9 protein-coding genes are annotated in these 13070 nt (G+C 57.1%); 4 read left to right on the top strand and 5 right to left on the bottom strand.

Annotated elements, in window-relative coordinates:
- Positions 1-62: 62 nt before the first annotated feature.
- The 3 genes from AAIG26_RS13135 to ascF all read right to left on the bottom strand — a co-directional run bounded on the left by AAIG26_RS13135 (position 63) and on the right by ascF (position 4013).
- On the bottom strand, positions 63-956 hold the full coding sequence (locus AAIG26_RS13135) for an SDR family oxidoreductase (RefSeq protein WP_020454945.1): 894 nt from the start codon (positions 954-956) through the stop codon (positions 63-65).
- 168 nt (positions 957-1124) lie between these two features.
- On the bottom strand, positions 1125-2549 hold the full coding sequence (locus AAIG26_RS13130; RefSeq protein ID WP_097407340.1) for a 6-phospho-beta-glucosidase: 1425 nt from the start codon (positions 2547-2549) through the stop codon (positions 1125-1127).
- Between the two features lie 21 nt (positions 2550-2570).
- Complete coding sequence (gene ascF / locus AAIG26_RS13125; protein ID WP_343180664.1) at positions 2571-4013, bottom strand: PTS cellobiose/arbutin/salicin transporter subunit IIBC; 1443 nt, start codon at positions 4011-4013, stop codon at positions 2571-2573.
- 265 nt (positions 4014-4278) lie between these two features.
- Here ascF and AAIG26_RS13120 point away from each other — a divergent pair, with 265 nt between their 5' ends.
- The 4 genes from AAIG26_RS13120 to hypF all read left to right on the top strand — a co-directional run bounded on the left by AAIG26_RS13120 (position 4279) and on the right by hypF (position 10403).
- Positions 4279-5292, top strand: coding sequence for a LacI family DNA-binding transcriptional regulator (locus AAIG26_RS13120; protein WP_020454942.1), 1014 nt, complete (start codon positions 4279-4281; stop codon positions 5290-5292).
- A 136-nt stretch (positions 5293-5428) separates the two neighbouring features.
- A complete protein-coding gene (gene hydN / locus AAIG26_RS13115) occupies positions 5429-5974 on the top strand; it encodes an electron transport protein HydN (RefSeq protein ID WP_020454941.1) in 546 nt (181 codons plus the stop codon).
- Positions 5975-6010: 36 nt separating this feature from the next.
- On the top strand, positions 6011-8161 hold the full coding sequence (fdhF, locus tag AAIG26_RS13110) for a formate dehydrogenase subunit alpha (protein WP_343180662.1): 2151 nt from the start codon (positions 6011-6013) through the stop codon (positions 8159-8161).
- The gene (gene hypF / locus AAIG26_RS13105; protein ID WP_343180660.1) at positions 8145-10403 is read left to right on the top strand and encodes a carbamoyltransferase HypF; all 2259 of its coding nucleotides are present in this window, start codon (positions 8145-8147) and stop codon (positions 10401-10403) included. The genes fdhF and hypF overlap by 17 nt, the downstream gene beginning before the upstream one ends.
- Here hypF and norW read toward each other — a convergent pair.
- A complete protein-coding gene (norW, locus tag AAIG26_RS13100; RefSeq protein WP_343180659.1) occupies positions 10384-11517 on the bottom strand; it encodes an NADH:flavorubredoxin reductase NorW in 1134 nt (377 codons plus the stop codon). The two genes, hypF and norW, sit on opposite strands and share 20 nt — an antisense overlap.
- On the bottom strand, positions 11514-12965 hold the full coding sequence (gene norV / locus AAIG26_RS13095; RefSeq protein WP_343180658.1) for an anaerobic nitric oxide reductase flavorubredoxin: 1452 nt from the start codon (positions 12963-12965) through the stop codon (positions 11514-11516). The genes norW and norV overlap by 4 nt, the downstream gene beginning before the upstream one ends.
- Positions 12966-13070 lie beyond the last annotated feature (105 nt).

The raw sequence follows: 13070 nt of genomic DNA, 5'->3' as shown, positions 1-13070 counted from the left end.
GTTGCGATCCTTACCAGCGATGGCCGCCAGACGGCGGCCATACAGAGTGGAAGCGGGGGGAGTTACAGCGTGCCGGTACCGCCGTCAGAACACCAGACCTGCCCGGAGGTATAGCTGCTTTCCGCCGAGGCCATGGTGACATACAGCGGGGCAATTTCTACGGGCTGACCCGGGCGGCCCAGCGGTGCGCTGGCCCCGAACTGCTGCACTTTTTCCTGTGGCTGACCGCCGCTCGACTGCAGCGGTGTCCAGTATGGGCCTGGAGCCACTGCATTGACGCGGATGCCTTTTTCACCAAGTTGCTGCGCCAGCGATTTGGTGAACGCCACAATCGCCGCTTTGGTCTGCGCGTAATCCAGCAGAATGGGGCTTGGCTGATACGCCTGCACCGAAGAGGTGTTGATAATGCTGGCACCGCGCGGCAGATGTTCCACGGCGGCTTTGGTTATCCAGAACATCGCATAGACGTTGGTTTTAAAGGTGGCGTCAAAATCTTCGGTCGACAGGGTCAGAATCGACTCATTGAACTGCTGACGACCGGCGTTATTAACCAGAATATCCAGCCCGCCAAGTTTGGCGACTGCCTCTTTAACCAGCGTCTGGCAAAACTGCTCTGAACGGATATCCCCCGGAATGGCGATGGCCTTTCGCCCTTCGGCTTCGATCAATTTGATCACTTCGGCGGCGTCGGATTCCTCTTCCGGCAGGTAGTTGATCGCCACATCCGCGCCTTCGCGGGCATAGGCAATGGCAACCGCCCGGCCAATGCCGGAGTCGCCGCCGGTAATCAGCGCCTTACGGCCCGCTAAGCGCCCGGAACCCCGGTAGCTGGTTTCACCGTGATCCGGCACAGGTTTCATTTTGCTGGCAAGACCCGGTGCGGGCTGCGGTTGTTCGACAAACGGAGGAGTAGGATAGTGCGGTGCTAGCGTGGTTTTTGGGCTTTGCTCTGCCATGCTTTCTCCTTCAGACGTTGTTGTACACGTCATTAAGCCTGGCATAGATGTGAGCGTTGTCACGCTATCATGCGGCAAACCGGCATTGAGAAAAGTCTGTAAACAGCGGGGGAAAAGAGGGGCAACGATGACATGCGTCGGTATTGCCCCTCTCGTGTGGCGAGGTGTTTAGTCGAGATCGGCCCCGTTACTGGCGATCACTTTCTTGTACCACCAGAACGATTTTTTACGGCTGCGTGCCAGCGTGCCGTTACCGGCATCATCGCGGTCAACATAGACAAAACCGTAGCGTTTGCTCATTTCACCGGTTGATGCCGCCACCAGATCAATACAGCCCCAACTGGTGTAACCGATAACCGGAATGCCATCTTCGATAGCGTCGCCCATCGCGCGGATATGCTCGCGCAGGTAGCTGATGCGGTAATCATCTTCCACTTCGCCATTGGCGTTGAGTTCATCTTTCGCGCCCAGGCCGTTTTCCACCAGGAACAGTGGTTTCTGGTAGCGGTCGTACATCATGTTCATGGTGATGCGCAGACCCAGCGGATCGATGCCCCAGCCCCATTCGCTGACCTCAATGTACGGGTTGCGCAGTGATTTCACGATGTTGGCGGCGCTGGTGTTGTTGGCGTTCATATCCGCCGACGCACAGCGCGAAGCGTAATAACTGAAGGAGACAAAATCGACGGTGTTCTTCAGGATTTCGTCGTCACCGGCTTCTTTGACAATGGTGACGCCTTTTTCGCGGAACACGCGCGCGGAGTACGCCGGATAGCTGCCGCGCGCCTGCACATCAATAAAGAACAGGTTTTCGCGATCTTTTTCCAGTGCGGTCCACACATCGGCCGGTTTGCAGGAGTAGGGGTAGAAATTCCCGCCTGCCAGCATGCAGCCTACCTGGTTTTGCGGGTTCACTTCATGGGCGATTTTCGTTGCCAGCGCGCTGGCAATCAGCTCATGGTGCGCCGCCTGGTATTTCACCTGATCCTGATTTTCCCCCTCTTCGAACACCAGCCCCGCACCGGAGAACGGGCTGTGCAACATGATGTTGATCTCGTTGAAGGTCAGCCAGTATTTCACCAGCCCGTTAAATTCTTCAAAACAGGTGCGCGCATAACGGGTGAAAAACTCCACCATTTTGCGGTTACGCCATGAGCCATATTCGATGACCAGATGCATCGGCACATCGAAATGGCACAGCGTGACCAGCGGTTCGATATTGTACTTTTTGCACTCTTCAAACACCGCCCGGTAAAACGCAATCCCTTCCGGGTTTGGCGTCAGTTCATCGCCTTTCGGATACAGGCGGCTCCAGGCAATCGAGGTACGAAACACCGAAAAACCCATCTCCGCCATCAGCGCGATATCTTCTTTGTAGCGATGATAAAAATCGATCGCCTCGTGGCTTGGGTAGAATTCGTCATCGCGCAGCGTAAAGCGTTTTTCCTGTCCCAGTTTCACCGGCAGACGGTTTGCGCCGTGCGGGATCATATCCACGGTGGTCAGCCCTTTGCCGCCCTCCAGATACCCCCCTTCCGACTGGTTGGCGGCAAGCGCGCCGCCCCATAAAAATCCTTGCGGAAATACTGACATGCGTTACCTCGCTTTCTTAAATCAGGCTCGTGCTTCTTTTACAGTGGCCGGCTCGGCCGCTTGCGGTTTGTCACTGGTTTCTACGGGAATATCTTCAAACCCGAGCAGCAGCGTCAACACAAATGACAACACTACCGCCAGCGCCATTACGCCGAATACCCACACAATGGACATCGGGTTAGCCGGATCGAAGAACTGCACGCTGGTAAATAACCCCGGTGCCGCCATCGAGTGGCTGGCAAGCCCGGCGATACCGGCGACCGCGCCGCAGACAAAACCACTAATTAAACTCGCAATCAGCGGGCGTTTCAGGCGCACCGCCACACCGTAGAGCGCCGGTTCTGAGATACCGGCCAGGATCGCGGAAGCCGCTGCCGCCATGGCGGTCTGACGCAGTTCCGGGTTTTTGGTTTTCCATGCCACCGCCAGCGAAGAGCCGCCGAGCGACAGGTTCGCGCCGATTTCCGACGGCATTACCATGCCCTCTTTGCCGGTTTCCGCGATGGTTTGAATAATGGTTGGGGTGAACACACGGTGCATACCGGTCATTACCAGCAGTGGCCACAGAGCGCCCATAATGGCGACGGAAAGCCAGCCGAGATAGCCGTGAATGGTGTAGACCAGCGCGGAAATCGCGCTACCGATCCAGATACCGAGCGGGCCAATCAGCACAATCGCCAGCGGCGCGGCAATCAGCACGATCAACATTGGTTTTAAGAAGTTTTTCGTCACCGCCGGTGTAATACGATCCACCCAGCGTTCGATATACGACAGGCACCAGGTCATCACCAGCGCCGGGATCACCGTATAGGTGTATTTCACTGCCGTCACCGGGATCAGCGCGAACTCAACGTGCTCGCCCTGTGCGGCTTTCGCCATCAGATCGACAAAGCTCGGATGCACCAGCACCCCGGCGATGGCAATCGCCAGCGACATATTGGTTTTGAATTTCACCGCCGCAGAGGCCGCCACCATTAATGGCAGGAAGAAGAAAGCGCCATCGCCAATCACCGTCAAAATCGTCAGTGTGGAGGAGCCTTTTGGCAGCGCGCCGGACATCTCCAGCACCATCGCCAGCAGTTTAACCATCGACCCGCCGATGATCGCCGGGATTAGCGGCGACATGGTGCCGATTAAGGCATCCAGAATGCCCGCGCCGATGCGGCGCAACGTCAGTTTTTGCTTCGTCTGTACTTCAACCGGCTGCATATCTTGTGGCAGCAGGTTGACCACTTCACGAAACGCCTGGGAAACCGTGTTGCCGATGATCACCTGGCACTGGTTGTCGTTGCGTACCACACCCATAACGCCGCTGACGCTTTTGAGCGTAGGCGCGTCGATACGGGTTTCGTCTTTCACTACAAAACGCAGACGCGTCATGCAGTGCGTTACGGCGGCGATATTATCGGCTCCGCCCAGCGCGTTCACCACCGAGTGGGCCAGCGCGGCATAATTCTTTGCCATGGAGATTTGTCCTGTTCTATCAATAAGGTACGGCTTCATCACTGCAGTTTTGCGGCCATGAAACATGAAATAGGTAACCGGTTCCACAAAATCATGATGAGTTTTATTGTGTGAAACAATACGTAAAAAGGGGTTATTTTTATAATCGTGATGATGATCACTTAATAAGGTGGGTGCGAAATGTTCATCTGTCGGGGTTAGGTGTTCCCATCATCGCAACGCCTGAAGTACACTTCGGGTCACGATTTTTGCAGGGGTAGGATCGATGGCGACAATGCAGGAAGTAGCAAAGCGGGCCGGAGTGTCGAAAGCCACCGTTTCCCGCGTGCTGACGGGCAAAGGGTATGTCGGCGAAGAGACAAAAGCGCGCGTCTTTCAGGCCATTACCGAAAGCGGTTATCGTCCGAATTTGCTGGCGCGCAGCCTGGCTTCCAGCAAAACCCAGACCTTAGGGCTGGTGGTCACCAACACCCTCTATCACGGGGTTTACTTTAGCGAGCTGCTTTCCCACGCCGCGCGCATGACCGAAGATAAAGGCCGCCGATTACTGCTGGCAGATGGCAAACACAGCGCCGAAGAGGAGCGCCAGGCGATCCAGTACCTGCTCGATTTGCGCTGCGACGCGATCATTATTTATCCGCGCTTTCTTAGCGTGGATGAACTCGATGAGATTATCGACAACCATTCGCAGCCCATCGTGGTACTCAACCGCCGGTTGCGTAAACACGCCAGCCACTGCGTTTACTCTGATCAGAAAGCCTCCAGCCTGAGCGTGGTGTCGCGGCTTATCTCCCGCGGTCACCGCGATATTGCGTTTATTACCGGTTCGCTGGATTCGCCCACCGGTATTGAGCGTTTATCGGGCTATAAAGACGCGCTGGCGCAGCACGGGATCGATGTGCGTAATGAGTTGATAGCCGAAGGGAAATGGACGCCAGCCAGCGGTGCGCAGGGCGTGGCGGAGCTGCTTTCCCGCAAGGCCACGTTCACCGCGCTGGTGGCGAGCAATGACGATATGGCTATCGGCGCGATAAAGCAGCTGCATCAAAGCCAGCTCGCGGTACCCCAGCAGGTGTCGGTGGTGGGGTTTGATGATATCGCTATTGCGCCATTTACCGTGCCGGCGCTCTCCAGCGTGAAAATTCCGGTCACGGAGATGATCAAAGAGACAATTAACCGCTTGATCTTTATGCTCGATGGCGGCGATTTTCACTACCAGCAAACCTTTCCCGGCGAGCTCATCACTCGCGATTCCATTATTAATGGCCCGCACGCCTAATCTCGTCAGCTGTCATCGTCACTTCTGTCGATGACAGCCCACTGATTTTATAAATCTCCTTTAATTTCAATTAATTATAATTCTGGCACGCTTTATGAATACTCCGGCGGGATATCGCCTTTTACCGGAGGAATTCATGAACCGATTTATTATGGCTGACGCAGCAAAATGCATCGGCTGTCGCACCTGTGAGGTCGCCTGCGTGGTATCTCATCAGGAAAACCAGGATTGCGCGGCGCTCACCCCGGAGACGTTTTTGCCGCGTATTCATGTCATCAAGGGTGTCAATGTGTCGACGGCGACATTATGCCGTCAGTGCGAAGATGCGCCCTGCGCGAATGTTTGCCCGAACGGTGCTATCAGCCGCGACGAAGGGTTTGTGCATGTGATGCAGGAGCGCTGCATTGGCTGCAAAACCTGCGTAGTGGCGTGCCCGTACGGTGCGATGGAAGTGGTAGTGCGCCCGGTTATTCGTCACAGCGGCGCAGGCCTGAATGTGCGTGCCGAGAAAGCCGAAGCCAACAAATGTGATTTGTGCCACCACCGCGAAAGCGGCCCCGCTTGTATGCAGGCCTGCCCGACCAACGCGCTGGTGTGTGTCGATCGCAACTTACTGGAACAGATGAGCGCGGAAAAACGTCGTCGCGCCGCGCTGGATGGCGCCGTTTCCCTGGTGTTCTAAACAATCTGAATTTCACTTTTAACAGGTCTGTTACTGATGAAAAAAATTACGAGCGTATGCCCTTACTGCGGCGCTGGCTGCAAACTGAAACTGGTCGTGGATAACGGAAAAATCATCCGTGCGGAAGCGGCCAACGGCCACACGAACCAGAACGAACTGTGCCTGAAAGGTTATTACGGCTGGGATTTCCTCAACGACACCAAACTGCTGACGCCGCGTCTGACCCAGCCGATGATCCGCTACGAAAAAGGCGGCAAACTGACGCCGGTTAGCTGGGATGAAGCGATCCGCTACACCGCCAAACGCCTTAGCGACATCAAAGCGAAATACGGCCCACGCGCCATTATGACCACCGGCTCGTCACGCGGCACCGGCAATGAAACCAACTATGTTATGCAAAAATTTGCCCGCGGCGTGCTCAACACCAACAATGTCGACTGCTGCGCGCGTGTCTGCCACGGCCCGTCTGTGGCGGGTTTACAGGAAACGCTCGGCAACGGTGCGATGAGTAACTCCATCAGCGATATCGAAAACTCCAGTTGTTTGCTGGTATTTGGCTATAACTGCGCCGACTCACATCCGATCGTCGCGCGCCGGGTGATCAAAGCTAAACAGAAAGGGGCGAAAATCATTGTTTGCGATCCGCGCCGCATCGAAACCGCGCGTATTGCCGACCAGCATCTGCAACTGAATAACGGCTGCAATATGGCGCTGGTCAACGCCTTTGGTTATGTGCTGCTCGAAGAAGAACTTTACGACAAAGATTACGTTGCCAGCTTTACCACCGGGCTTGAGGCGTACCGCGAAACGGTAAAAGATTACGCGCCGGAAGCGGTGGAACACATTACCGGCGTGCCGGCAAAACAGGTACGTCAGGCGATGCGCACCTATGCCGCCGCGCCGTCTGCCACCATTATGTGGGGCATGGGCGTAACGCAGTTCGGCCAGGCGGTGGACGTGGTGAAAGGGCTCTCCAGCCTGGCGCTGCTCACCGGTAATCTTGGTCGTGAACATGTTGGCGTTGGCCCGGTGCGCGGGCAAAACAACGTGCAGGGCGCGTGCGATATGGGCGTGATCCCCAACCAGTTCCCTGGTTATCAGGATGTGGTCAACCCGGAAGTACGCGCTAAATTCGCCAAAGCCTGGGGTATCGACCCGGCGGTGATGGACGATAAAGTAGGCGTGCGCATTACCGAAGTGCCGCACCTGGCGCTGGAAGGCAAAGTGAAAGCCTACTACATCATGGGCGAAGATCCGTTGCAGACCGAAGCGGATTTAGGCCTGGTGCGTAAAGGCTTTGAAGCGCTCGATTTCGTGGTGGTGCAGGACATCTTTATGACCAAAACCGCCGAGCAGGCCGATGTGCTGCTGCCCGCCACCTCCTGGGGCGAGCATGGCGGCGTGTTTACCTGCGCCGATCGCGGTTTCCAGCGTTTTGAAAAAGCTATTGAGCCGAAGTACAACGTCAAGCGCGACTGGGAAATCATCAGCCTGATTGCCACGGAAATGGGCTACCCGATGCACTACGACAACAACCAGCAAATCTGGGATGAGCTGCGCGAGTTGTGCCCGCTGTTCTACGGTGTAACCTACGAAAAAATGGGCGATATGGGACACGTCCAGTGGCCTTGCCCGACACTGGATCACCCCGGCACGCCATATCTGTATCAGAACAACAAATTCGATACGCCAGACGGCAAAGGCCATCTTTTTGCTGCCCAGTGGCGTGCGCCAGCGGAACGCCCGGACGATGAGTTCCCACTGGTGCTCTGTACGGTGCGCGAAGTGGGTCACTACTCTTGTCGTTCAATGACCGGCAACTGTGCGGCGCTGCAAACCCTCGCCGATGAACCCGGATTTGTGCAGATTAACCCGGACGATGCGGCGGCGCTGGGCGTACAGGATCGTCAACTGGTGTGGGTTGAGTCGCGCCGTGGCAAGGTGATCACCCGCGCGGATGTCAGCGAGCGCGTCAATCACGGCAGCGTGTATATGACTTATCAGTGGTGGATTGGTGCGTGTAATGAACTGACGCAGGATAATCTGGATCCGATTTCAAAAACGCCGGAGACCAAATATTGCGCAGTTCGGGTGAGTGCGATCAACGATCAGCGCTGGGCCGAAGAGTACACTCAGAGCACTTATCAACATATGAAGAGTCGATTGCTCAATGCAGCAATGCAATGATGACACGGCCAACAGCAACGGTGTCTGTTTGCGCGTGTACGGTAAAGTACAGGGGGTGGGCTTCCGCCCCTTTGTCTGGCAACTGGCGCAACAGCTCGGGCTGAAAGGTGATGTCTGTAATGATGCGCAGGGCGTGGAGATTCGCCTGCTCGGTAATGAGCGCGACTTTCTCGTCCTGTTGCAGCAGCAGTGCCCGCCGCTGGCGCGCATTGATATGGTGACCAGCGCGCCGTTTTGCTGGTCCGTTTTACCGCTTGATTTCGCCATTCGCCACAGTGCGGGTGGCGCAATGAATACCCAAATTGTCCCCGACGCGGCAACCTGTCCGGCTTGTCTGGCGGAGATGAACGACCCTTCTGAACGCCGCTACCGCTACCCATTTATTAACTGCACCCATTGCGGGCCGCGCTTTACCATTATTCACGCCATGCCCTATGACCGGCCTAACACCGCGATGGCCGGTTTTCCGTTGTGCCCGGTTTGCGAAGCCGAATACCGCGATCCGCTGGACCGGCGTTTTCACGCTCAGCCCGTCGCATGCCATGAATGCGGCCCGGCGCTTGAATGGCGCAGCGGCGAACAGCATGCACATGGGGAAGCGGCGCTACAGGCGGCCGTCGCGCTGCTAAAAAGCGGCGGCGTTGTGGCGGTAAAAGGCATTGGTGGTTTTCATCTCGCCTGCGATGCAACGAACCAGGCGGCGGTGATGCATCTGCGTGCGCGAAAACATCGTCCGGCAAAACCGCTGGCGGTGATGGTACCCGGCGCGGAAGGCGTGACGACGCAGGCGCAGCGTTTACTTGCGACACCCGCCGCACCGATTGTGCTGGTGGACAAAAACAGTGTTTGCGGGCTGTGCGAGGCCATTGCGCCTGGCCTTGATGAAGTGGGCGTCATGCTGCCTGCCAGTCCGTTGCAACACCTGCTGGCGCAGGAATTACAGCGCCCGCTGGTGATGACGTCCGGCAACCTCAGCGGCAAACCGCCCGCAATCAGCAATGACGAGGCGTTAAGCGATCTGGCGGAGATCGCCGACGGCTTTTTGCTGCACAACCGCGATATTGTTCAGCGCATGGATGACTCCGTGGTACGCGCGAGCGGGGAGATGCTGCGCCGCTCGCGCGGCTATGTGCCGGATGTGATATCGCTGCCGCCGGGGTTTAACGATCTTCCGCCGCTGCTGTGCCTGGGCGCGGATCTGAAAAACACCTTTTGTCTGCTGCGCGGTAACAGCGCGGTGCCGGGTCAGCATTTTGGCGATCTCACCGATGAAGGCGTCGAAGCGCAGTGGCGCAGTGCGCTGCGTTTGATGCTGGATATTTACGATTTTTCCCCGGAACAGGTGGTGGTTGACGCCCATCCGGGTTATCGCACGCATCACTGGGCCAGCAGCTATGGCCTGCCGGTGCAGACGGTGCTGCATCACCACGCTCACGCCGCTGCCTGCCTTGGTGAACACGGCTGGCCGCTGGAGGGGGGCGATGTCATTGCAATAACGCTTGATGGCATCGGTATGGGCGAAGGCGGCGAGCTGTGGGGCGGCGAATGTCTGCGGGTCAATTACCGCGAGTGTGAGCACTTAGGCGGGTTACCGGCGGTGGCGCTCCCCGGCGGGGATTTAGCCGCGCAGCAGCCGTGGCGCAACTTGCTGGCGCAGATGCTGGATTTTGTTCCTGACTGGCAGCGCTACCCGGAAACCGCCGATATCCAGCGGCAGAACTGGCCGATGCTGGCGCGCGCAATTGAACGCGGGGTTAATGCGCCGAAAGCCTCATCCTGCGGTCGCTTATTTGATGCCATTGCCTGTGCACTCGGTTGTGCGCCGCTGCACCTGAGCTATGAAGGTGAAGCGGCTTGCCAGCTGGAAGCGCTGGCGGCGAGCGTTGCGTCCGTTGAACATCCGGTTCAGATGCCGCTGCGTGGCACCATGCTGGATTTGGCGGCGTTCTGGCAAAGCTGGCTGAACTGGCAGGCCACACCTGCCGAACGTGCATGGGCATTCCATGACGCGCTGGCGCAGGGCCTGTCAGCACTGGCGCGGCAGGAAGCGGCACGGCGTGGCATCCATGTGCTGGCGTTCAGCGGCGGCGTAATGCATAACCGCCTGCTGAAAAAACGCTTACAGCACTATCTTGCGGAGTTTACTTTGCTGTTTGCGCACCAGCTCCCGGCCGGTGATGGCGGCATTGCTTTCGGCCAGGGGCTGGTAGCGGCAGCGCGGGCTATATCGCCAGTGCTTTAAGCAGGGCAAACGCCTCTTTCATTCTGTCTTCGCTGACCACAAACGCGCGCAGTTTATCCTCGGCGTCCAGCCCTTTTGCCACCATGCCGTCGGCCCCGGTGGCAATGTGCCAGCGCAGATCGGTGCGGTGCGTTTCCCCGGCCAGATGCAGCGGCATCAGCGGCGTTTTCACCTTCACCAGCATCGCGGGCAGCGCCAGTTGCGTGCTGTTACCGGTGAGGTTTTTCGCCAGGGTCATCGCGCTCAGTTGGATCGGTTGCAGGAACGGCAGCACCTGGCCGTTGATCTGCGCGCAATCACCGAGTGCGAAGATGTGCGGATTGCTGGTTTGCAACGTACCGTCCACCACGATGCCGCGCCCAACCTCCAGCCCGGCGTTCTGCGCCAGCGACACCTGTGGTGACAGCCCGGTGGCGGCGACGACCACATCCGCATCGATGTAGCGATCGTCATCCAGCTGCGCACGCACCCCCTGTTCGTGTTCGTCGAGTTGCGCTAAACGCGATTGCAGCAACAGGCGTACGCCCAGCGCCGTCAGGCAGTGTTGCAGGCGGCCACTCACTTCCGGCGGCATTAACGACGGCAGAATACTGGCGGCGTTATCAAGAACGGTCACGGTTTTGCCCGCGCGGCGAAAGTCCATCGCCAGCTCGCAGCCAATCAGCCCGGCACCCACAATCAGCACGCGGCTGGCATCGCGCAGGGTGGTTTCACAGGCGTGATACTCCTGCAAACTATTGAGCGTGAGCATTTTTTCGCGCCCAGGAAGCGGCGGAACGAAGGCCTTGGCCCCGGTCGCCAGCACCAGTTTGTCGTATTGCCACTGTTTGTCGGCACTTTTCACCACCCGCGCTTGCGTATCGATGGCGCTGACAAACGTGTACGGGAACAGCCGCAGATTATATTGCTCGGCGAACTCACCCGCCGACTGGCGAATCAGATCCTCGGCGCGCTGCGCCTGGCTAATCACATGGCTGAGATCCGGCTTGTTGTACTCTTCCATGCCGTCGGCGGCAATCAACGTCAACGGTATGGCGCTGTCCAGTTTGCGGATGTTTTTCACCAGCGTCCGGGCGGCGAAGCCCGAACCGATAATCACAATGCCTGCGCTCATTTTGCCTCCGTTGCCAGTTCGTCAAACACCTCTTTGCCAAGGGAACATTCCGGGCAGAGGAAATTGTCCGGCACTTCGCGCCACGGCGTACCCGGTGCGACATCCTGCATCGGCTCACCTTTTGCCGGATCATAAATCCACTGGCACACACTGCACTGCATGGATGGGCCGAGATCGGCCGCTGCCGCCGCTGCGCAGGCGCAGGTTTCTTGTGCGCTGGCGGCTGGGCTGTTTACCGGCTCCGGCAGCGGCGACAGCGCCCACTGGCGGGCAATATCGCGCCCGTGCTGGCGGCAAACTTCCAGCGCGTCGATATCCGGTCGCCACTTCGCTTTCAGGCTGACCGACATTTCAAATCCGGCATCCTGTAAACGGGTCGACAGACGATCAACCGCGCCGCCGCTCCAGCCGTGGGAACCAAAAGCGCAGGCGCGTTTATTGCGAAAACGCAGGCCGGTTATCTCTTCGACCAGCCCGGCGATTTTCGGCATCATCACGTTGTTCATGGTCGAGGTGCCGACCAGCACGCCTTTGGAGCGGAACACATTGGTCAGAATGTCGTTTTTATCGCTGCGGGCGACGTTGAAGATTTTTACCGCCACGCGCGGGTCGACTTCGTTAATGCCTTGCGCAATAGCGTCAGCCATCATGCGGGTGTTGTTGGACATGGTGTCGTAGAAAATGGTGATGCGATCTTCCTGGTAATCCGCCGCCCATTTCAGATACAACTCAACGATTTGCGTCGGGTTATCGCGCCATACCACACCGTGTGAAGTGGCAATCATATCGACCGGCAGGTTAAAACCGAGGATCTCGGTGATTTTCGGCGTTACCAGGCGGCTGAACGGCGTGAGGATGTTGGCGTAGTAGCGCTGGCACTGCTCGAACAGTTCCGTTTGATCCACTTCATCATTGAACAGGCGTTCGTCGCAGTAGTGCTGACCAAAAGCGTCGTTGCTGAATAGCACGGCATCGCCGGTCATGTAGGTCATCATGCTGTCCGGCCAGTGCAGCATCGGCGTTTCGACAAAAATAAGCTGTTTACCGTTGCCGATATCCAGCGTGTCGCCGGTTTTCACCACGTTGAAGTTCCACTCCGGGTGGTGGTGATGGCCATTAATCGAATCAATGGCGTTATTGGTACAGTAAATCGGGGTGTTCGGGATATGCGACATCAGCTCGGTCAGCGCACCGGCGTGATCTTCTTCCGCATGGTTGATAACGATGTAGTCGATCATCTGCAGATCGATTTCGCTGCGCAGGTTCTGCACAAACTCGCGGCTAAATTTATGATCGACGGTATCGATCAGCACGTTTTTGCCTTCGCGGATCAGATAGCTGTTGTAGCTGCTGCCGCGCAGGGTTTTATATTCGGTGCCGTGAAAGTCGCGAACTTCCCAGTCACGCTGTCCAACCCAGTGAATGTTGTTTTTTACATGAATAGCCATATCAGTTGTCCTGTGCAGTTTTCTCAATTCGATGTATGGCTAATATCAAGTTGCGTGCCAGGTTTTTATTTTATTGATATAAAAGAGTTTTAATGATTTTTCGAA

Source organism: Kosakonia sp. PSU_27 (assembly GCF_039409795.1).
Classification (GTDB): domain Bacteria; phylum Pseudomonadota; class Gammaproteobacteria; order Enterobacterales; family Enterobacteriaceae; genus Kosakonia.
The sequence above is the reverse complement of the archived record's forward strand: the minus strand, read 5'-3'. Positions and strand labels throughout refer to the sequence as shown.